General features: G+C 35.0%; 24 protein-coding genes. 10 read left to right on the top strand and 14 right to left on the bottom strand.

What is annotated here, in order from left to right; all coding sequences use genetic code 11:
• Positions 1-167: 167 nt before the first annotated feature.
• Both HNQ35_RS02615 and HNQ35_RS02610 read right to left on the bottom strand, forming a co-directional pair.
• Entirely contained in the window at positions 168-4,409 is a 4,242-nt protein-coding gene (locus HNQ35_RS02615) for a S8 family serine peptidase (protein WP_146934014.1), read from the bottom strand.
• Positions 4,410-4,936: 527 nt separating this feature from the next.
• On the bottom strand, positions 4,937-5,986 hold the full coding sequence (locus tag HNQ35_RS02610; RefSeq protein ID WP_146934016.1) for a M20/M25/M40 family metallo-hydrolase: 1,050 nt from the start codon (positions 5,984-5,986) through the stop codon (positions 4,937-4,939).
• Between the two features lie 112 nt (positions 5,987-6,098).
• Between HNQ35_RS02610 and HNQ35_RS02605 the strand changes: the two genes are divergently transcribed.
• From HNQ35_RS02605 to HNQ35_RS02590, 4 genes are all read left to right on the top strand, one after another.
• Positions 6,099-6,647 carry a thioredoxin family protein gene (locus tag HNQ35_RS02605; protein ID WP_146934019.1) on the top strand — a complete coding sequence of 183 codons (549 nt, stop codon included), beginning with the start codon at positions 6,099-6,101 and terminating at the stop codon, positions 6,645-6,647.
• A 93-nt stretch (positions 6,648-6,740) separates the two neighbouring features.
• On the top strand, positions 6,741-7,112 hold the full coding sequence (gene yugI, locus HNQ35_RS02600; RefSeq protein WP_146934022.1) for a S1 domain-containing post-transcriptional regulator GSP13: 372 nt from the start codon (positions 6,741-6,743) through the stop codon (positions 7,110-7,112).
• Positions 7,113-7,261: 149 nt separating this feature from the next.
• Complete coding sequence (locus HNQ35_RS02595) at positions 7,262-8,614, top strand: glucose-6-phosphate isomerase (RefSeq protein ID WP_146934025.1); 1,353 nt, start codon at positions 7,262-7,264, stop codon at positions 8,612-8,614.
• 195 nt (positions 8,615-8,809) lie between these two features.
• Positions 8,810-9,976 carry a MalY/PatB family protein gene (locus HNQ35_RS02590; protein ID WP_146934030.1) on the top strand — a complete coding sequence of 389 codons (1,167 nt, stop codon included), beginning with the start codon at positions 8,810-8,812 and terminating at the stop codon, positions 9,974-9,976.
• Positions 9,977-10,018: 42 nt separating this feature from the next.
• On the opposite strand, the gene HNQ35_RS02585 is transcribed toward HNQ35_RS02590, so the two are convergent.
• Together HNQ35_RS02585 and HNQ35_RS02580 are read right to left on the bottom strand one after the other, a co-directional pair.
• Entirely contained in the window at positions 10,019-10,594 is a 576-nt protein-coding gene (locus HNQ35_RS02585; RefSeq protein ID WP_146934034.1) for a superoxide dismutase family protein, read from the bottom strand.
• Between the two features lie 72 nt (positions 10,595-10,666).
• A complete protein-coding gene (locus HNQ35_RS02580; protein ID WP_146934037.1) occupies positions 10,667-10,861 on the bottom strand; it encodes a hypothetical protein in 195 nt (64 codons plus the stop codon).
• A gap of 103 nt (positions 10,862-10,964) precedes the next feature.
• Here HNQ35_RS02580 and kapB point away from each other — a divergent pair, with 103 nt between their 5' ends.
• A complete protein-coding gene (gene kapB, locus HNQ35_RS02575) occupies positions 10,965-11,357 on the top strand; it encodes a kinase-associated lipoprotein KapB (protein WP_146934040.1) in 393 nt (130 codons plus the stop codon).
• A 21-nt stretch (positions 11,358-11,378) separates the two neighbouring features.
• Here kapB and HNQ35_RS02570 read toward each other — a convergent pair whose 3' ends face one another.
• Positions 11,379-11,648 (bottom strand): phosphocarrier protein HPr, encoded by a 270-nt coding sequence (locus tag HNQ35_RS02570; protein WP_146934043.1) that lies wholly within the window; start codon positions 11,646-11,648, stop codon positions 11,379-11,381.
• Between the two features lie 228 nt (positions 11,649-11,876).
• Here HNQ35_RS02570 and deoD point away from each other — a divergent pair, with 228 nt between their 5' ends.
• Positions 11,877-12,584, top strand: a complete 708-nt coding sequence (deoD, locus tag HNQ35_RS02565; RefSeq protein ID WP_146934046.1) for a purine-nucleoside phosphorylase — start codon at positions 11,877-11,879, stop codon at positions 12,582-12,584.
• A gap of 284 nt (positions 12,585-12,868) precedes the next feature.
• Here deoD and spsC read toward each other — a convergent pair whose 3' ends face one another.
• Together spsC and HNQ35_RS02555 are read right to left on the bottom strand one after the other, a co-directional pair.
• The gene (gene spsC, locus HNQ35_RS02560) at positions 12,869-13,540 is read right to left on the bottom strand and encodes a stationary phase survival protein SpsC (protein ID WP_146934049.1); all 672 of its coding nucleotides are present in this window, start codon (positions 13,538-13,540) and stop codon (positions 12,869-12,871) included.
• A gap of 69 nt (positions 13,541-13,609) precedes the next feature.
• Positions 13,610-13,921: a YuiB family protein gene (locus HNQ35_RS02555; RefSeq protein ID WP_146934052.1), complete on the bottom strand. Its 312-nt coding sequence runs from the start codon at positions 13,919-13,921 to the stop codon at positions 13,610-13,612.
• Between the two features lie 248 nt (positions 13,922-14,169).
• On the opposite strand from HNQ35_RS02555, the gene HNQ35_RS02550 reads away from it, so the two are divergent.
• On the top strand, positions 14,170-15,156 hold the full coding sequence (locus HNQ35_RS02550; protein ID WP_146934055.1) for an NAD(P)/FAD-dependent oxidoreductase: 987 nt from the start codon (positions 14,170-14,172) through the stop codon (positions 15,154-15,156).
• A 369-nt stretch (positions 15,157-15,525) separates the two neighbouring features.
• Here the strand turns inward: HNQ35_RS02550 and HNQ35_RS02545 are convergent, their stop codons facing one another.
• Together HNQ35_RS02545 and HNQ35_RS02540 are read right to left on the bottom strand one after the other, a co-directional pair.
• The gene (locus HNQ35_RS02545; protein WP_146934058.1) at positions 15,526-15,882 is read right to left on the bottom strand and encodes a HesB/IscA family protein; all 357 of its coding nucleotides are present in this window, start codon (positions 15,880-15,882) and stop codon (positions 15,526-15,528) included.
• 89 nt (positions 15,883-15,971) lie between these two features.
• Positions 15,972-16,301: a YuzD family protein gene (locus HNQ35_RS02540; RefSeq protein WP_146934061.1), complete on the bottom strand. Its 330-nt coding sequence runs from the start codon at positions 16,299-16,301 to the stop codon at positions 15,972-15,974.
• Positions 16,302-16,472: 171 nt separating this feature from the next.
• Here HNQ35_RS02540 and HNQ35_RS02535 point away from each other — a divergent pair, with 171 nt between their 5' ends.
• Positions 16,473-16,697 carry a NifU family protein gene (locus HNQ35_RS02535; RefSeq protein ID WP_146934064.1) on the top strand — a complete coding sequence of 75 codons (225 nt, stop codon included), beginning with the start codon at positions 16,473-16,475 and terminating at the stop codon, positions 16,695-16,697.
• A 316-nt stretch (positions 16,698-17,013) separates the two neighbouring features.
• On the opposite strand, the gene HNQ35_RS02530 is transcribed toward HNQ35_RS02535, so the two are convergent.
• Entirely contained in the window at positions 17,014-17,985 is a 972-nt protein-coding gene (locus HNQ35_RS02530) for a 2-hydroxyacid dehydrogenase (protein WP_146934067.1), read from the bottom strand.
• A 156-nt stretch (positions 17,986-18,141) separates the two neighbouring features.
• On the opposite strand from HNQ35_RS02530, the gene HNQ35_RS02525 reads away from it, so the two are divergent.
• Positions 18,142-18,645 (top strand): phosphatidylglycerophosphatase A family protein, encoded by a 504-nt coding sequence (locus tag HNQ35_RS02525; protein ID WP_146934070.1) that lies wholly within the window; start codon positions 18,142-18,144, stop codon positions 18,643-18,645.
• A gap of 47 nt (positions 18,646-18,692) precedes the next feature.
• Here HNQ35_RS02525 and nucF read toward each other — a convergent pair whose 3' ends face one another.
• Genes nucF through HNQ35_RS02510 form a run of 3 tightly spaced genes read right to left on the bottom strand, consistent with a single transcriptional unit; the run spans position 18,693 to position 20,591 of the window.
• On the bottom strand, positions 18,693-19,466 hold the full coding sequence (nucF, locus tag HNQ35_RS02520; protein WP_146934074.1) for a 5' nucleotidase NucF: 774 nt from the start codon (positions 19,464-19,466) through the stop codon (positions 18,693-18,695).
• A 25-nt stretch (positions 19,467-19,491) separates the two neighbouring features.
• On the bottom strand, positions 19,492-20,127 hold the full coding sequence (locus HNQ35_RS02515; RefSeq protein ID WP_246118000.1) for a helix-turn-helix transcriptional regulator: 636 nt from the start codon (positions 20,125-20,127) through the stop codon (positions 19,492-19,494).
• A 26-nt stretch (positions 20,128-20,153) separates the two neighbouring features.
• Positions 20,154-20,591 (bottom strand): DUF86 domain-containing protein, encoded by a 438-nt coding sequence (locus HNQ35_RS02510; RefSeq protein ID WP_146934081.1) that lies wholly within the window; start codon positions 20,589-20,591, stop codon positions 20,154-20,156.
• A 156-nt stretch (positions 20,592-20,747) separates the two neighbouring features.
• On the opposite strand from HNQ35_RS02510, the gene HNQ35_RS02505 reads away from it, so the two are divergent.
• Complete coding sequence (locus HNQ35_RS02505; RefSeq protein ID WP_146934084.1) at positions 20,748-21,020, top strand: hypothetical protein; 273 nt, start codon at positions 20,748-20,750, stop codon at positions 21,018-21,020.
• Between the two features lie 5 nt (positions 21,021-21,025).
• Here HNQ35_RS02505 and HNQ35_RS02500 read toward each other — a convergent pair whose 3' ends face one another.
• The gene (locus HNQ35_RS02500) at positions 21,026-21,310 is read right to left on the bottom strand and encodes a YutD family protein (protein WP_146934088.1); all 285 of its coding nucleotides are present in this window, start codon (positions 21,308-21,310) and stop codon (positions 21,026-21,028) included.
• Between the last annotated feature and the right edge of the window lie 17 nt (positions 21,311-21,327).

Raw genomic sequence — 21,327 nt, 5'->3', positions numbered from 1 at the left:
GGCGGTAAACTTAAGGAAGGTTACCGCCATAAAGAACAAATCCATGATAGATGATGGAAATAACCATACAAAAAAATGGTTCCGAGCAATTTTTAATGCTTGGAACCATTTTTTATACCATTTTGAGCTAGTTTTGTCCCAGCCCCAATCCTTTATAAATAATTCAGTTATTCAACGTTTATAAATAACTTCCCTTCTGCTTTCTTGCGTGACTCATTACCGAATGTATCTTTTACCTTAACTTCTAACTGAGCACCGTTGGCTGTCACACCTTTTGGTACAGTCCAATAGCCTACATATTTACCAGATGATACTTCCATCATTGGTAATTCTATTGGGTTATCTGCTGAAGATAAGTTAGCTAACGGTAAGTATACCGAGAACGTCGCTTTTAAATCAGGCGCACTCTCAAACTCAATTTTAATACTATCTCCAGACTCAAGATACTTATCCTCATTAGGAGTTACGTTTTCTATTTCTGGTGCATCATATTGTGCAAACACAGTAATCGTTTTTGTAGTCGTATTACCTGCTAAATCAACTGCAACGACTTCAATTTCATTTGCACCATTATCTAGTAAAATTCGCTTAGCAAACGAACCATCTTCGTTTACTTTAGTATTTTGACCGTTAACCGTTAATGTATCAAGATTATCATCGGTCACATGTCCTTCAACTGTAACTGTTTCACGATTTGTTTTATCATTATTTCTCGGACTGTTAATTGATACATCTGGGCTAACTGTATCTAAAGTAACCGTTACAACTTCAGATTCACCTGTTACACCACCATTTTGAATTGAGACTGCCTTAAACTCATTAGCTCCTTCTGTTAAAACAGTATCAAAGCTAAATGTTCCTTCTTCATCAATATCGACTGTTCCAACTTCTTCACCATTATTTAACAATTGAACCTTTGTCGTTGGTGATGCAGTCCCTTCTATCGTAATGTCAGCTTCATTTGTTACATATGATTGATCAGGAGTTGTAATCACAGGCGCTTCTACTTCATAAGCTACGCGAGCACGAATCATATAGTTTCCTTCATCACTCGGTGACTTAGACCAATTACCACTTACATATTGATAACTTCTACCAGCGTTAGGACTGCTTTCGTCTGTGGCTAATCCAGGAGCATAAGGATTGTCCTTTGTTTGAATATATACCATGTAGAAATCCCCATCAACGATAATATTATGCTCTCTTAAATCAACAACTGTCCACTCACCATTTCTTAAAGCCTCAGCATCAATAGGACCTGCTAATTTCTTTCCTGGAAGTCCATCGGTTCCAGACGCATCCCATACTTCTACTTGGAATTCTGTTCCACCTGGAATTGGCCAGTCTGTCTCCCAGAAACGGAAAACTCCATCTGTTACAATTGCTGAATCTTTGCCTTCAGGTAATGACATTTTTACAGCCCAACCGTTTCCAGCGTCATAAAACGCACGGGCATTTTCAGCTGTACCGTCATCGTAACCAATTTCTCCACCTGGATACGTATAATATGGCTCTAGCTCAATATTAATTTCCATATCCTTATCCAGAGTAACTTCTACTTCTTTCGAATGGTAGCCTAAGGCCATAACTTTTAACGTATATGTGCCATGATATGCAGTTATGGAGAATTCTCCACTTTCATTTGTCTCAACAGGTGCAATATTAGCATCCTCCACCAATATGACAGTAGCACCGTCGATAGTCGCACCAGTAGCCTCATCTGTTACAGTACCAGTTAAAACAGATTGTGCTAGTTCCTGTAAGACAAAATGAACTGAAGTTGTCTCATCAGCATTCACAGTAACTGTTTCTTGTTCTGATTTATAACCATATGCTTCAGCAACAATAGTATAGTCACCAGCTGAGTGAATAAATGAGAACGACCCATCGGCAGGATTACTTTGAACTGTTCGCCCTGTTTCAAGAACACTTACTTTCGCACCTATCGGTAATTGTGATGGTTTTACTTGCTTATTTTTGGCTGCTTGATCTTTGGATGTCTTTTGATTGCCATTTAACGCAACTGATTTCTTACCTGTTTGTCCCACCTCAACTAATTGAACATCATCAATATACCAACCATCGCGAACAACGCTAAAATCGGAATATGCTCTAAACCCGATGTATACACGGCCACTATAATCAGAAAGATCTATTTCAACATCTTCCCAATCCTCTGTTAAACCTTGGAACATCTGTAGTTCAGTCCACTCTTCCATATCGGTAGAAATGACAACATGTCCATAGTCCCAAGCTCTACCTGAAGAAGACTGTTCGAAGTTATGCCAGTTTTTAAACTTGAGCACCGCTCCACCTTCAGGTAAATCGACTGGTGGCATAACGAGAGTAGCATTCATACTACTATCATAGTTTCCACTTAAATTTGTCGCATATACTTTTTCACCTGATGCTGCGCTCCCAGGTCCAGATGTCGGAACGCCCCATTCCCATGAATCATTGTTACCAAATGATGACCATCCTGCTGGGAAAGACTCAAAGTCTTGGAAGTAACCTGTTGTAATGCCTTGAAGAATGTCAACCGAATACTCATCACTTTCGACTTCGTTATTTCCAAAGTCATTAATTAGCCATTTATAAGTGAGGGTTTCTCCTTCAATGACATCACCTTTAAGTTTGACAACGTATTCGCCATCTTTAAAGTCACCAGAGACACGATTTGCTTCAACCGTTGTCCAATCACCTTGATCTATTTTATAACTTAAGTTCACTGAAGTGACACTGATGTTGTCACGTACTTGAACGGATAATTCAACATCTAATCCACTAAACGTCTCATTTAATGGTGTATGCTCGTATGTCGGTGCTTCTGTATCTTCACCGTCAATCAATACTGTTCCCTCGATTGTTCCAACACCTGAAAGGATTGAAGAAACAGCATCAAATGCATTTACAATACCATGACCATATCCATTATTTGGTACTTCAGAGTACTCTGAATCCGTTCTCGGAACAGCTGTTGTTGTTAAAATTGTTTCCATTTCATCAACAGAAATATTGGCATTTACTTGCCTTAATAATGCAGCTACTCCAGATACAGCTGGTCCTGACATCGATGTGCCATTCCAACCACCTTCATAACCGCCCCCTGGTACTGATGAACGAATATTTACACCTGGTGCTGATATGTCAGGTTTAATTTCATCATAAGGAGAAGGTCCGCGTAACGAGAAACTAGCAATCATATCATTACTATCTGTAGCTCCTGTCGCAAAAGATTCTGGATAGTTGGCTGGGACAGCAATAGATCCTGGTCCGCCAGGGTTACCCAATCTCGTATTTCCAGCTGAAAATTCAGGGAATATTTCACTAGCTCTCCAGGCACGAACTGCATCACGATACCATTCATCCAGTCCCGGACCCCCACCCCAAGAGTTATTGACAACATCTGGAGCTAAATCGACTCGACCGCCAGGGGCTAAAATCCATTCTGCGCCACGTAATAATATGGAATCAGTTGTGCTGCCTGCACTGTTAAAAACCCGAACAGCGATCCATTTTGCACCTGGAGCAACACCTATTTGATTCGAACCGTCCGGCTCACTTCCGACCATAGTCCCTGTTACATGTGTTCCATGTCCATTATCATCATATGCAGCTTCCCTACCTGCTGCTGTTGCATCAAGGAAACTAAATTGATGATCAACTTCACCTGTAGCAGCATCGTATCCACGATACTTTTCTTTCAATGCTGGGTGATTCCACTCGACACCTGTATCAAGACTAGCTACAACAGTTCCTGTCCCATCAATGCCTAAATTCCATGCACCTGGAGCTTGAACACGTTCAATATTCCATTCAACATTTTCTAACTTACTACTAGGTGCTTTTTCTTTCGTCTTAGTTGCGACATGTAGCTTTCTTTCTTCATCAGGAAGAATTTTTTCTACTTCTTGAAATGTGGCAATTTTTTCAGCTATTTCCTTAGTTGCTGTGACCGACATCCCATTCACAATAAAATATGAATGGAAATCTTCAACATTGCCTTCATTCATTTGTTCTTCTAAAAACGCTTTTACATTTCGTTGTGATTCATATGACACTGATTTTAATTCTGAAACAACATGAGAACGTTGCATAAACAAAGAACGATTAGCACTTAAATTTGCTCTTTTGGCTTGTTTTTTAGCCGTCTTAGCTACTTGATCTACATCAGCTGTTTCTTTAAATTTAACCATAAAACTTACATATTCATCATCTTTAAATTGCTTTAGTAATTTTTTACTTAGTTTATCCTTCGTTAACTGTTTAGAATCATTAACTGATTCATGTAACTTATTTCCACTTTTTGCGTTTTGAGAATGCGCACTAATCGTCGGAGCAAACAGTGAAAACACCATGAACAAGGATGCAATGATACTGAAAAACCTTGCCACTTGATGCTTTTTCATAATAAATTCCTCCTTTTATTTCATTCATTTTTAAACTTCGTTCCTTTTTTCCGAAAAAACTTTCCTCCTTTTTTTATTTTTTTAAATAGTTAAACTTATTTCATCTACTACTATATAGGAAACCTATTAAAAAAAATGTCGAATATTGCAGAATAAATATTACGAATAACAAAACAATCATATAGACCTATAAAATTTATTTTTTAATATAAACCTTAAGAACTACTAGAAATTAATAAGCGATGGAGACAATTTTCTCAAATGCAATAATGACGAGCTTTATATACATTTAGATAATAAGTCCTAACAATGACTTTAACCCTTGTAAATTATCAAAATGAATCATATGCTCTACTTAACATGATAGATTACAAATAAAACGTTAAAATCAACTTAAAATATCTTATTTTAATATATTTTTTAAAAAACTTCGTAAGTCGAAAGGTCTAATTTAAAAAATAAGATGGTTGTATAGTTCTATAAAAAAGCTATCTCAAAAATTGAGATAGCTTTTAATAAGTAAATGTTTAGTCATCTAATGGATTCAAATTTTCTGTTCCATCTAGTTGATGAATCATTTCTGTTAGTAATTCAATTTCAGATTCGATATCTTTCAAACTTGCTGTTTCAACAGGTGAATGCATATACCGAAGTGGTAAAGACACAAGTGCTACAGGTACTCCTTTCCCAGTTAATCGCATACGATCGGCATCTGTTCCGGTCATTCGTGGTGTCAATTCATATTGAAGAAACATTTGTAATTTCTTTGCTGTTTTTTCTAATAGATCATTTATTTTAATATTTATTGGAGCACCTTTCGCTAGTACTGGACCATATCCTAGTTTTACATCTCCATATTTATTCTTGTTAACAGTCGGATAATCCGTAGCAAATGTTACATCACATGCTATAGCCATTGTCGGCTCAATATCACTCGCAGCAAAATAAGCTCCCCCCATATTCGTTTCTTCATTTACTGTAGACACACCATAAACGCCAACTTTAGAGCCTTTTTCTTTTAAATGTCTGATGACTTCTGCAACGATAAATGCGCCGGTTCGATTATCTAATCCTCGTCCAGATACATAGCGGTCCATCAAGATTTCAGGTTCTCTCTTATATACAATATAATCACCTATTTGAACATATTTTAAGGCTTCTTTTTTTGAACGAAAGCCGCAATCGATAAACAAATCCTCTACTCCAAAACCATCTTTTAAGCCACCATGATGCTGTGCATTGACGCCAATAACACCTGTGATTGATTGTGTTTTCCCTAATACTGTCACTCGCATCCCGACAGCTGCTTTTATGTTAACTCCGCCTACTTTTTCAAAAAATAAATAACCATTGTCATCAATTCGCTTAACCATTAATGCAATTTCATCTACATGACCAGCTAATAATACTTTAAATTCGGCATCTGGGTTTAATATAGCAATGACATTACCTGCATAATCTGTACGGACGTCATCTGCAAACGATGTGACATAATCACGCCATTTTTTTTGAATAGCCGTTTCTAGTCCCGATGGTGAAGGTGTTTTCAATAATTCTAATAAAAACTGTTGATTCATTGTCTTTTCTCCTTTCATCTTTAATCGTATCAAAAGATAGAGCGTTTTTGTTTACGACACATCATATTAAACGTACACTTCAAGTAGTATATAACAAAAGGGGGCTTTTATCATGGATTTAAATCAGTGGTTTAACAAAGGGATTTCAGCAGAAAAGTATATTCAATCGATGGAGAAAAATAAGGAACAACTTCTTTATATTTACAATCAGTTCAAATTTCCTAATCATCGTCAAACATTAGAGATGATTGAGAAAAATAATTTACGTGTCATCGTCTTAACGGAAGATTGGTGCGGAGATGCCATGTTAAATTTACCTATCTTACTCCATATTGCAAAAGAGACAAATATGGACGTTCGTATCTTATATCGCGATAAAAACTTAGAATTAATGGATCAATATTTAACGAATGGTAAATCACGCTCAATACCTATTTTTATATTTATTGATGAAGCTGGAAATGAAGTAGCAAAATGGGGACCACGCGCAGAAATTGTTCAGCAATTTGTTGAAGAAACTTTAGCTTCTTTACCTGAAAAAGGAGACGAAAATTATGAACAAGCATTTAAAAAAGCTATCCAATATATGACAAGCTCCTATTATCAAAATAAACAATTCTGGTCAGATGTATATAACAGTATAATTGCAACATTAAAATAATATATAAATCTATTTATGATTTTTAAAAGAGCTATCTTTGTGGTAGAATTTGAAAATATATAATTTTAAGTGAATCTTTTAGGAGCTGTTAATATGAATAAACAACATCTTGAAGTTGGACAAGTTTTAGAAGGGAAAGTAACTGGTATTCAACCATACGGTGCTTTTGTCGCAATTAATAACAAAGTTCAAGGACTAGTCCATATTTCAGAAATAACCTATGGATATGTAAAAGACATCAATGACTATCTTTCTGTAGATGATAAGATCAAAGTTAAAATTATTGACATTGATGAAGATAGTGGAAAAGTATCTCTTTCAATCCGGGCTACGGAAAAACCACCAATAAAACATCCAAAACAAAAGCGTCATACCATGACCTTTTATCAAAGTGAGAATGAAGGATTTAATACTTTGAAGGCTAAGCTACAAGATTGGATTAAACAAACAGAGAATAGGAAATAAATAACGAACTGAAATAACTTCTTTTTTCTATGTCGTCATTAGAAAAGAGAAGTTTTTTAAAGCCATTTAATCTCGCTTGATTTTATTAATCTTCTCAGATACAGTAAAAGTAATTCGAGCTTGTTGATTAAATCCTAGGAGGCATCACCATGACAACTGTTCAGTTCTCATATAAGAGAGCAAATGATTTTGTAAAACAACATGAAATTGACTATTTAGAAGAAGCAGTCCAAATAGCTCACAATGCATTACACCACAAAACAGGGCAAGGAAATGATTTTCTCGGATGGATAGATTTACCAAGAAATTATGACAAAGAAGAGTTTGCACGAATTCAAACTTGTGCCGATAAAATCCGTAACGACTCTGATATCTTACTTGTCATTGGTATTGGTGGATCATATCTTGGTGCCCGTGCAGCTATTGAAATGCTCAATCACTCATTTCAAAATTTACTTCCGAAAGAAAAACGTAAAGCACCACAAGTTATTTTCGTTGGACATCATTTGAGCTCTACATACATAAAGGAGTTATTTGATCTGATTGACGGTAAAGATATTTCCATTAACATCATTTCTAAAAGTGGAACGACGACTGAACCGGCAATTGCGTTTCGTATATTTAAAAAATATTTAGAAGAAAAATATGGTATGGAGGAGGCTAAAAAGCGGATTTTCGCAACAACAGATCGAGAAAAGGGCGCCTTAAAAACAGTTGCGAAACAAGAAGGCTACGAAACTTTTGTTATTCCAGATGATGTCGGCGGACGCTATTCTGTCTTAACAGCCGTTGGATTACTACCGATTGCAGTAAGTGGGATTTCCATATCAGACATAATGGCAGGAGCTGAAGCAGCGCGTCAAGCCTATTTAGAGCCATCTTTAGGTAAAAACGAAGCATACCAATATGCAGCTGTTAGAAACATACTATACAACAAAGGAAAAACAATTGAAATGCTTGTTAATTATGAACCACAATTACATTATTTCGCTGAATGGTGGAAACAGTTATTCGGCGAGAGTGAAGGTAAAGATCAAAAAGGAATCTTTCCTACTTCAGCCCACTTCACGACAGATTTACACTCTTTAGGGCAATATATTCAAGAAGGACGCCGCAATCTATTTGAAACCGTATTACAAGTGAGCAAGCCAAAACATGATGTCATTGTTCCAAGTGATGAACAAGATTTAGACGGTTTAAATTATTTAGCTGGTAAAACAATTCATGACATTAATCATAAAGCTTACGAAGGGACACTTCTTGCCCATACGGATGGTGGAGTACCAAATTTAGTTGTGGAAATTTCTGAACTAACGCCGTATACATTTGGTTACCTCGTCTATTTCTTTGAAAAAGCATGTGCTATGAGTGGCTATTTACTCGGAGTCAATCCATTTGATCAGCCTGGTGTAGAAGCCTATAAGAAAAATATGTTTGCTCTTCTTGGTAAACCAGGGTTTGAAGCTGAAAAAACAGCACTTGAAAAAAGAATTTCAAAATAAATTTTTTTGTAAAAAATGTTTAATAATTATAAAACTGGGTAAAATATAAATGTAAGACTTTCTCGTATTCCCCCTGTGAGCAAGGCGTTTGAGACGCTTTGCTTTTTTTTTGAACTTTTACTCTCAATTAGCCAATTGTTTAACAAAATAAGATATAATGAATGCACAATCATTCAAATTTAAGGGGGAAATGAAATGACACAGTTCAACACGATTTATTCGCGAAAAGGTACGAAATCAATTAAATGGGATGCTTTACAAGACATCTTTAAAACTGATGATGTTCTTCCTATGTGGGTAGCAGATATGGATTTTCCCGCCCCGCAAGCTGTTTTAGAAACATTAAATAAACGAATACAACACGGTATTTTCGGTTATACGATGATAGATCAAGAAGTGAAACAATCAATAGTAAACTGGTTAGATAGACGCCATCAATGGAAAGTCCAAACCGAATGGCTCACCTTTAGTCCTGGTGTTGTTACTAGTTTACATATAGCTATTCAAGCATTAACAAGTCCAAAAGATAAAGTGCTTATTCAAACACCTGTCTATACCCCATTTTATAATGTCATAAAAATGCATGACCGAATCGTTGTAAAAAATTCACTTATATATGAAAACGGAACATATCGGATAGATTTTAACGATTTAGAGCAAAAGTTAAAAGATGTTCAGGCGTTTATTTTATGTTCACCACATAATCCGGTTGGTCGAGTTTGGAAAAAAGCTGAATTGAATAAAATAGCGACACTCTGTGAGAAGCATGATGTATTATTAATTTCCGATGAAATTCATGCTGACTTAATTTATCCAAATCATAAACATACTCCTATCGCGTCACTATCTGAAGAGATGTCTATGCGAACAATCACATGTATGTCACCTTCTAAAACGTTTAATTTAGCTGGATTACAAGCATCTTATATCGTAACTGAAAATCCTGTATTAAAGAAAAAAATTGATACGACACTCCGAAAGCAAGGGCTATCCTTATTAAATACGCTAGGTACATTGGCGATGGAAGCAGCCTATTCATATGGAGAAGCTTGGCTTGATGAGCTTTTAAATGTCCTAGAAGGACACGTCAACTATGTCATTGAAACTTTAGAGACTAACACCGACTTACGTGTCGTTCGACCTGAAGGAACATACTTATTATGGATTGATTGTAAGTCCTTAGGATTAACAGGTAAAGACTTACACGAATTTATGATAAAGAAAGCTAAAGTTGGATTAAATGCTGGTTTTGAATACGGTGTAGAAGGTGAACAATTCATGCGTATTAATATTGCCTGTTCAAAAGAAACGTTGCAAGAAGGCATTAATCGAATAATAAATGCCGTTCAATCATATGAATAGTTATTTTTAAGCGAAACGAATCGTTTGTTGATTTGTTTCGCTTTATTCATCTTCTTTTTCCTCGCTTTCCCCTTCTTCAGTTGGATCAGATGGCCATTCGCTTTGTTGTTTTTTTGGATCAACGATTTTTCCACATGCAAGTCTTACACCGGAAGAGCCACTCGGTTGGGTCATACCATCGTCCTGTTCTTCAGTAATAATTAACGATGTTCCACCACCCTTTAATAAGGATGTTTTACCTTCTTTTAAAGTAGCACCGTTAAGGGTCACTTCCGTTTCGATTAAGCCAGACCCATCTGCCTCAACATTAGGTAAGTCACCAAGATGAGGGCCATCGGGGTGTAGTAAACCATGCTTCTTACCTTCTGGATTTAAATGATTTCCTGCTGATTTAAACTCCGGACCATCACACTCTGGAAATTCATGAATATGTATGCCATGAAAACCAGGTGAAAAGCCTTCAACTTTCAATTTAATTAAAACACCTTCTTCACTTTCTGATAAAGTTACTTTACCTACATAATCACCAGAAGCATTATACATATTTACGTCTAATGAGGAGATTGGTGACGAACATGCAGTGAAAAAGATAATGAACAATATAATGATAAAACGCATCGTAAGACCCTCTTTTTCATCGATTTTTAATAGCTTTTCCTAAAAACAAAAAATGATTCCAGAGTGGTGGAATCATTTTTTTGAAGCATGTTCTTCTTTTTCAACCGTCACATGCATATATTGTTCATCAAATTCTTTTTCTTCTTTACGTGATTTTTTTATAAAGTAAATTGTCGCTACAATCGCACCGATTAAAAATATAGCAAATGTAATGATTGCTGGTATATATTCCGATTTATCGTTAGGAAAATAAAGAAATTCCATCATCGTTCTATCACTTCCTTCGAAAATAATTATATCAAAACAACAACGGCTTTTCACTCGATTATTATGATTGTTTTTGTCACAATAGATAAAGGAGGTTGATATGATGACATCATTTCAAATAGGAGACTATGTCCGTGCCCATTATAACTCAGGAACTTATATCGGAAAAATTGTTGAAGATAGAGGGGATCGTTATCTTATTGAAGTACTTGCTGTGTACAAACATCCAATGCAAGGTGATATCCATAATCCCTTTCAGGTGGATGATGTTTTTTTCCATGAACGAAAAGCTCTCGCCTACCGAGAAAAGGCTAATATTAAAAAGCCAGCGGTCCATCCTTTTTCAGAAGAAGTTCCTGATTATGGAGAATCGTTAAAGCAAGCTGTTCAAGCAATTAAAGAAAAACTAATGAAAGAAGATACCGCATATAATAAAAAAGCATTAAAAAACATAGAAAGTCTAGAGAAAAATTATTATCACGTTTACTACTCATAAAACAGCTAGAGGAGAAGGCCTCTAGCTGTTTTCACCTAAATGCTCTTTAATCACTTCTTCAATTCCTTTGATCGCCGCTTCCTCATCTGAACCATTTGCAATTACTTTGATCTCAGAACCTTTTGGAATACCTAAAGACATAACACCCATAATAGATTTAAGATTAACCTTTTTATCTTTATACACAATTTCCAATTTAGATTCGAACTGGCCTGCTTTGTTTACAAGTAATGTGGCTGGACGTGCATGGACTCCTGTTTCAGCCGTAATAAGAAATGTTTTTTCCTTCATTCCAATACCTTCCTTTCCCCTAAACATTTATTTTGATCACGATTATTTTTAATATGTATTCAATCGCATACGTTTATTATATACTATCTGATATATGAAATTAACCTTCAACCGTGACTTTTATCTTTTATCAAAAATAATCTATTTAAAGTTAGAGTATATACTTTGTTTTCCATACAAATTGTGATAACGTTTTACATGAGATTATTAGATTGAGGAGGTTGACAAATGAGTGTACATATCGGTGCAAAACAAGGTGACATAGCAGATAAAATTTTGCTTCCAGGTGATCCACTTCGAGCAAAATATATTGCTGAGACTTATTTAAAAGACATTATGCAATATAACGACGTAAGAGGGATGCTAGGATTTACTGGAACGTATAAAGGTGAACGTGTATCAGTCCAAGGGACAGGAATGGGTGTTCCTTCCATTTCTATTTACGTTAATGAACTCATTCAAAGCTATGATGTAAAAAAACTAATGCGTGTCGGAACATGCGGGGCAATTAAAGAAGATATCCATGTACGTGATGTCATTCTTGCACAAGGTGCCACAACGGATTCTCAAGTAAATAAACTTATCTTTAAAGGTGTCGATTATGCACCACTTGCGGATTTCGATCTTTTAAAAAACGCTTATGATACAACGAAAGAAAAAGGCCTAAATGTTCGAGTTGGAAATGTTTTTACAAGTGACTCTTTTTACCGTGACAACGCGAAAGAATTAAATGAACGATTAGCTAAATATAATGTATTAGCTGTAGAAATGGAAACATCTGCTCTTTACACACTAGCTGCTAAATTTAATCGTCAAGCATTATCTATTTTAACAGTATCCGATCACATCATCACTGGGGAAGAAACAACAGCAGAAGAGAGACAAACATCTTTTCATGACATGATGGAAATTGCCTTAGAAACAATTATTAAATAGTTGGAGATTTTTTTAAAATCTTCTAATGAAGTGGCGGCGAAAAGATGTCAGCTTTCGCCGCTAGTTCTTATAGAATACGATATCTTAGCCTGCTTTTTTTAACAAGTGAAGATGCATTGACGATTCAACGCGATCTCTCAACAGGTGGTTTCATCGCGAGAGGCTACGTTGAGCATACAATGGGCTATCATTGCTATGATTCTTCTTCGTATGTGTTAACAAGATAATAGAAAAGACCATTAGATACCCCTATATAGAACTCTTTCTAGCATATATACATCAATCTACTTTTTAATCATTTGTTCTCTAAAAACTTGTAATGCCTCATTTTCATTTAATACTTTCAAATCAGCTTCAGACAAAGTTCCGTCTCCCTCTTGAATAATGTATACATCAACTTCACGTTTTCCCCACTGCTTATAAACATCTTCTACTGTTTCATAATATAAATCAATTTTGTTTCCTTTTATGGCCCCACCCTTATCAGCTACGACTCCATATCCATAATCCGGAATATACATAATCGTCCCGATCGGATAGATTGATAAGTCAGCAGCAATTGTAGAATATAAATCTCGTTTGACCTTAACCCCAGAGAACGTGATACCGTATTCGGGGTGACCAGGATTTTTACCTGTTGATTCATATCCAGCTGTATACCCTGTAGCGATTACAGTCGTCTTTGGATATTGTGACATTTTCATCACTTCTTCTAATGATTCAGCTCCAGCAATCTCATCGCTAGAAAGATAACGTGTATGTGAATGAAAATTTTTTAATGCTTTTGGTCGTAAGGAGACCTCTCTTTCCTCCATGTTAAAAACATCTGTGCCATTACTAATATAAGAGTAAATATCTGATACTGATACATTGGATATACTACTTAATGTTGTTAATATAGCGTAAATAAAGAGAATACTTAACACGATGTAATTAAGAAAGTTGCTTATTTTCAATGTCAACACCCTTTCAGAATGTCAGCATCTCCAAATAAGCAACTTTTATTCATAAAATCCATATTTTTATTAAAACATTTGATAACCGCTTTTTCTTAATAACTTAATCACAATGCCAGAAACAACTGTTCCTAAAAAGCCAGCAAGAAATGTTACATAATCAACAAGATATAAGTTTGTTAATTTATTATATGTATGGGCAAATGCTTCTGATGGTGCAGTAAAATATCTTGTCGTTGGTATTCCGTCAAGCATCATAATCATTATGATAGGATAAAGAACACTCATTAACCATGTACGTCTAAGTAACATATTTAATATAAAAGAAATTCCAAAGAAGATAACGAAATATAATAAAACCGCAACTATCAATTGTATCAACGTTCTATTCCCCTTCAATTTTATGTTCTCATTTACAACGTTCATTTTATACTATAAGGACAAAAAATGAAAGATAATACATCTAACATTAAATATGAAGCCGCTTCATTTCCCTATTTTTTAAAATTTATGTTACGATAATAATGATTTGATTCTTAAATCTACTTCTTTCCTTCCATCCCAAAGGAAAGTCACACTTAAAAATAAACAAGTCTTTATGCTTATATGTACGAATAGGAGGAAATACGGTGTCAAATAACGTTTATGATATTACCATTATTGGAGCTGGCCCAGCCGGTTTATTTACAGCCTTTTACGGTGGCATGCGGCAAGCTAAAGTTAAAATAATAGAGAGTTTACCACATATAGGTGGTCAATTAACAGCACTTTATCCAGAGAAATATATTTATGATGTTCCAGCTTTCCCTAAGATTCGTGCTCAAGATTTAATTGACCAGCTAGAAGAACAACTTAAACTATTCGATCAAACAATCGTCTTAGGACAATCAATTGAAAAGGTCGAACGATTGGAAGATAATACATTTAAATTGACCTCGCACACTGGTGAAACACATTATTCCAAAACAATCATTATCACAGCTGGTAATGGAGCTTTCCAACCCCGTCGTCTAAACATAGGAAATAGTGAACAGTTTGAAGGTGTTAACTTACATTACTATGTTAAAAACATGAACCAATTCAAAGATAAAGAAATTGTTCTTCTCGGTGGTGGTGATTCAGCAGTTGATTGGGCACTTATGCTTGAACCAATCGCTAAAAAGGTAACACTTGTTCATAGACGTGATCAGTTTAGAGCACATGAGCACAGTGTTGAACAGTTAAAACAATCATCTGTAAATATTTTAACACCTTTTGCTGCTAAAGATATTGTCGGTTCTGACAAAATTGAAAAGATTATTTTACAAGAAGTAAGAGGCGAGCGTGAAATCGAACTTCCTGTTGACGATGTGCTATGTAATTACGGATTTGTATCAAGTCTAGGACCTATTAAAGATTGGGGATTAGAAATCGAGCGCAATAGCATCGTTGTCAATACTAAAATGGAAACAAATATACCTGGTATTTATGCTGCTGGCGATATTACAATTTTCCCTGGTAAAGTAAAATTAATAGCAACTGGATTCGGTGAAGGGCCTACAGCAGTTAATAATGCCATGCAATATATCAATCCAAAAGCACGAATCCAGCCAAGGCATTCAACAAGTATGTTTTAAGGAAAAATTAAGCCTTGCGTCATATTGATACATCTTTTTTACTGAATCGAACAACATGATTTTAAAATAATATTGTTCCATTTAATATAAGCGAAAGCAACATGAGTAACAAACAATGATTCCTTTTTCAATATGCTCCCTTTAAGGTAAACGGATTTTAAAAATTAAATTTCTGTTCTCCTTAAGGGGTTTTTTATGTTCAATTTAAGAACCAAATATTTGAAAGTTAAATATATATCTACAAATATGAAAGATTTTTAGATACAAGAAAAATTAAAGGCCTTAGCCCTATTGAGCTAAAGCCAATTAAATTACTTATTATTCTTTCCACAATCCACTTGATAAAAAGCATTTTACTTTCTATATTATTTAACAAGTTTCCGGGGTGCCTTCATAATCTTTTGCCCGGAATGAGGAACCACAACCACATGAGACAATCGCATTTGGATTATCAATTGTGAATCCGCCGCCCATCATGTTTTGTTTATAATCAATTGTTGTTCCCTCAATAATTGGGATATCTTGTTTATTTATGACGACTGGTATACCGTTTATTTCTTCAACATGATCTAGTTCCTCATTAATATTCTCTTCAAATCCTAGAGAGTAAGAAAGACCGCTACATCCCCCACCTTGGATACCGAAACGAAAGTGAACCGGATTTTCTTCTTCTTGCATCATTTCTTTAATCTGTAGGCTCGCTTGATCAGTTAGTGTGATAACCATTTCACTGCCTCCTTATGAACACGACATAAATTATGACTCATTATTCATTATACAAATCCATTTAATCTCCTTCAAATATTACACTTCATTCATGTTTGTAACGCTACATCATGTTTATCTAAAGCAGCATATATCGTTTTTAAACGTGGAATGCCTTCTGCTACAATTTCATCATTAACCATGACGATTGGATAAAAGAGATCTTCCTCTAATATACGTTGCACAAATTTTTTATGTTTTTCTACATTTGGTGGTGATTCAATATCAATATATTCATAAATTATCTGATCATCAACATATTTTCTACCAATTGCAGCTTGTAACCATTCATACGTATCTTTTGAACCTGGCGCACCAACACAACTTGCACATATTTGTTTTGCACCATAAACTGTAATAACAATCGACTCTTTTGACATATATAAACCCTCCCATTTTAATATTTATCATTTCCCGATCACTTTTATTTTACAAAATCGTTATTAAAAGATAAAATAATAGTAACTGAGAATGATTCTTAAATAAAGTTCTTGAATTAGATTTTTTTCATAAATCATCATATAATATAACATAGGAAAGGGGAATGCAGGATGCGTGAACAAGTACAAGAAGTATTAAATAAACTACGCCCATTTTTATTGCGTGATGGCGGTGACGTTCAACTCGTTGATGTCGACGAAAATGGGATTGTCCAACTTCGACTCATGGGAGCATGCGGAAATTGCCCTAGCTCAACGATTACATTAAAAGCTGGCATTGAACGAGCACTCATGGCAGAAGTACCAGGGGTAACTGAAATCGAGCAAGTATTTTAATGATGCAATTTAAAACTCTTTATCAATTAAGCAAGCGAAGAAGAGATTGTTTTCTTCGCTTGTTTTTATGTTGTTCTTCTAGTAACGTTAACACCTAACAAGACGAATACAAAAACTCTCCATGAAGCATCGATAAAATCAATTTTTTCGCCCTTTTCTAGCTTAAGAACACTAATAAAACGTAAATGATGAATGAATAGTAAAATGTTAAATAAGTATAACAAGAGCCAATTATGATGCTCTCATTTTATTGAATATTCATATATAAAAAATAATGTGCCAAAAGCCTAACAAGACTTATTGGCACTTCTATTACTCATTTCTTCGTAACTGGTGTCAGCGCACCATCTCCATAAAAATAACCTTCAAAGTTATCCATGCATAATTGGATCATTTGTGATCGTGTTTCATAGCTAGCTGAACCGATATGCGGAAGACAGACGACATTTTCCAAAGTAAATAGGGGATGATCTGCTGTAATTGGCTCTGACTCAAAAACATCTAACCCAGCAGCTCGAATTTCACCTGTTGTTAATGCTTCAATTAAATCTTGTTCATTTACGACAGCACCTCTGGAAACATTGATAAAAATTGCTTCCTGCTTCATCTTTTGGAAAGCTTCTGCATCAAATAATTCGGTCGTATCTTCAGTTAATGGAACGAGAGAAACGACATAATCTGATTTCTTAAGTAAAGTATCAAAGTCAACGTATTTAGCGCCTAATTCCGCTTCTAATTTCTCATTACGTGATCGGTTATGATATAAAATTGGCATGTCAAATCCTTTTGCTCTTCTTGCTACTGCACCACCAATTCGTCCCATACCTACGATTCCAATCGTTTTCTTATAAATATCAGTCCCTGCCAAGAAAAACGGCGACCAATCACGCCATTTGTTTTTTCGAATGACATGATGTGCTTCGATTAAACGTCTACCAGTCGCCATTAATAATGCGAAGGCTAAATCAGCTGTTGTTTCTGTTAAAATATCAGGTGTGTTTGTTACTGTTTTTCCTAAACTTTCTGCCGCTTGAATATCGATATTATCAAAACCAACGGCAAGGTTAGCAACAATTTTTAGCCGTGGATTGGCCTTTAAAAATTCCGCATCTATCTTATCTGATAACATACATAGCAAACCATCTGCCTCTTTTGCCTCTTTAAATAAAATATCATTTGGAACGGGCGTTTCTTCATGTTTCCATGTACGAATTTGAAAACGTTCTCTATATGGTGCTAATAATGATTCGGGTAGTTTTCTAGTAATGTAAATAGTAGGTGTTGACATGTATTTCTCTCCTTTATCTTATATCGTCTATTTTAATATATCATATGAGTGTTTTAATTTTCAGTAATTATACTTCTATAACAACATATCTTTCATTGGTTAACTTAATATGTTATCTTTGGATTACTAATCAATTCTTCAATTGAGGTGGATAAAATGGATGAAAAAGAACATATTCAAAGCGATCTTGAAATTAAAGCAAGACAATTATTAAGAGAACGTGGTGTAACAATTGAACATATTGCTGAACTCGTCTATTATCTTCAGTCGACATATCATGATAATTTAACGATGGAGATATGTTTAGAAAATGTCGACCGCGTACTAAGTAAACGTGAGGTACAAAATGCCATCTTGACAGGTATTCAACTTGATAAATTAGCTGAACAAAATAAATTAGAACAACCACTACAAAATATTATACGCACGGATGAAGGTTTATACGGAGTGGATGAAATAATCGCCTTTTCAATTGTTAATGTTTATGGTTCAATCGGATTTACAAATTATGGATATATAGACAAACAGAAACCTGGTATTTTAAAACAATTAAATGATCCATCAACTGGTGAATGTCATACATTCTTAGATGATATTGTCGGTGCGATTGCCGCCGCTGCATCTAGTCGATTGGCGCACTCGTTTGAAAGTAATACATAAAAAAATAAGCAGGCCACCACTTTAAGGTGACCTGCTTATTTGATAAGTTAAATATATGGAAGCCACTCTTTCAACGATTTCACATAATGTGTCGGCTTTTCCTCTAACGTTTCATACGATTCAAATGGAGTGACTCCCGTAAAGACCATTAATGTATCAATACCTGCATGAATGCCAGCCTTAATATCTGTATCATAATTATCACCAACTAATAATGTATCGGCGCGTTTTGTCCCAACAAGTTTTAGTGCTTCATTAACGATGATTTCTTCAGGTTTTCCTATAAAAATCGGTTTTTTTCCTGTAGCTACAGCCAAAACTGATGTTAAAGAGCCATTACCAGGAAGTAAACCTCTCTCACCTGGAATCGCGACGTCACTATTTGTTGAAACAAATGTTGCTCCACGCTGAAGCGCAAGACTACCGATTGCCAATTTTTCATACGTAATGGATCGATCTAAACCGATGACAACGTAATCACAATTCTCATCGTCTACTAATTGTAAGCCCGCTTTTTTAATGGCGTCACGCAAACCATCTTCACCAATGACATAACAACGAGCATGAGGGTTTTGCCTTTTAATATATGTTGCAGTCGCCATACTTGTTGTACAAATGTTCTGTGGCGTTGCATGAATACCCATATTCGTTAATTTATCCGCTACTTGCTCTACCGTCATTGTTGAATTATTCGTTAAAAAGACATAAGAGAAATCATTTTCAATTAAAGTCTGAATAAATGGAATGGCATCTTTAATGACTTGATTTCCACGATACATCGTTCCATCTAAATCGATAATATACCCCTTATACTGTTTCAATACACGTCATCCCTTTATACAGTCATCATTTATTATGAGTTTGAGGCTTAATCACCCATTTGCAACAATGGTCTCCCTTTGTGATCATTGCTGGTGCATCTATTTCACTACCTGGAAATAAATCTTCATACATCTTTTTCTCATGATGGCACATCTCGTGATAATCGCATGCTACATTCGCGATTGGGCAATGATAATATGTCATCACGTATTCACCGGACGCTTCCTTTTCTAATTCGACCATATATCCTCGTTTATGTTGTATGTTTGCAATTTCTTTTATCCTTTTGTCCAAGTCTGTACAATCGCTTGTCAATAGTTCTTCCAGTTGTTTTTTCTCCCGATCTATACGCTTTTTTAATAATGCTTGAACCATTTCTTCACCGGCAATTTCCTTTAAATCATCTAACAATTCCACAGGAAACGTCTCATAATGATTGGGATAAAGTTGATGTCCTTCTTTTGTGAGCTGATATGTGTGGTAAGGACGACCAATCTTTTGTTTATGGATTCGCTTTTGAACAAATCCATCAGCCTCAAGTTGTTTCAAATGCTTTCTAACAGCAATTTCCGAAATAGTAAAATGAATCATTAAATCATCGATTGACACAGTTTTCTCTTTCTTTAACGTATCTAAGATTTTCTGTTTAATAGAGGTCATTCGTTTCAATATGCATCACCTTTTTACTATTCTTTTGAAAATGCGTTTGCAACACCTAACTCATTATCTAAATAGTTTTTTATATGTGTACTGAATTGTCTTAGAACAGGCACATGTTTTTGCATCGTTTCTTTCAAAAGGGCTTGATCTACAGTTAAATAATCATTGACTAGCATTTTTCTTAAACTAATCACTTCTTTGTAAGCTGATTCATCAGCTTTTGGAATAACTTCTTCATCAATTAAAATATCGATAATATCTTCGTAACTACCAGGGTCACGCATAATAAATCCGTCAATCATTAAATTACCAGTATCAAGGATTGCTTCAATTAACATGTGACTTAACCGTTCTAGTGCAAGCTGTTCTATACGAGTTTCATAACGATAATTATCAAATATGTTTAAATAATCATCAATATAAGTTAATGTTTCAATAATTTTACTACGATCTACAAAATACATATCTAAAATCCTCCCATGACTTCCTTATATATATCATAGCATTAAACGACTATCGTGACATTATTAATGATATATCTCTCCAAATGGCACATCCAAGATTTTACATGTGTTAAAAGCTAACGATGACATAAAGTAGACATGTGAGGTGATCATTTAATGGATAAAAAAGGGGAAAAAAAGTATACCGATTTTTCTAATGTCGAACAAATGAAAAACCGATTAATTCCTGAAGAATTTCCCGAAGGAACATACGGATCATCTATTAATATAGATGAACCTGTTAAAGGTAAATCTACACCATGGGAAGAAGGTCAATATCGTGACAGTGCTTTTGTATATCCAGATCGTGAAAGACATGAGGATTTACCTAGAAAAGCTTTAGGAAGTCATCCTTTAAATAGTCGTAATAAAGATAATAAAGAGCAGTAGCTAAATTAGCTTCCTGCTCTTTCCGTTTTCTTGAGTACAAAATATGCACAACCAAAATTACAATATTCATAAATATAATCTTGTAATGTACTAATTCTTGTATCGTGTGAAGCCTTTTTATGAAAGTCATCATAAAAACCTTTAAGTCGTAATTGATCATAACCCCAATCACCAACAATGTAGTCGTATTTCTTTAAAATATCTGCATACCTTTCTTTAAATGCTTCTTCTTGAAATCCATCACGGACATCTTTTACTAATTCATATGTTACGCCATCTATTGTTATCAATGCCTTCCCTCCCGACT

Origin of the sequence: Cerasibacillus quisquiliarum, from assembly GCF_014202495.1 — a bacterium.
GTDB classification, from domain to species: domain Bacteria; phylum Bacillota; class Bacilli; order Bacillales; family Amphibacillaceae; genus Cerasibacillus; species Cerasibacillus quisquiliarum.
The sequence above is the reverse complement of the archived record's forward strand: the minus strand, read 5'-3'. Positions and strand labels throughout refer to the sequence as shown.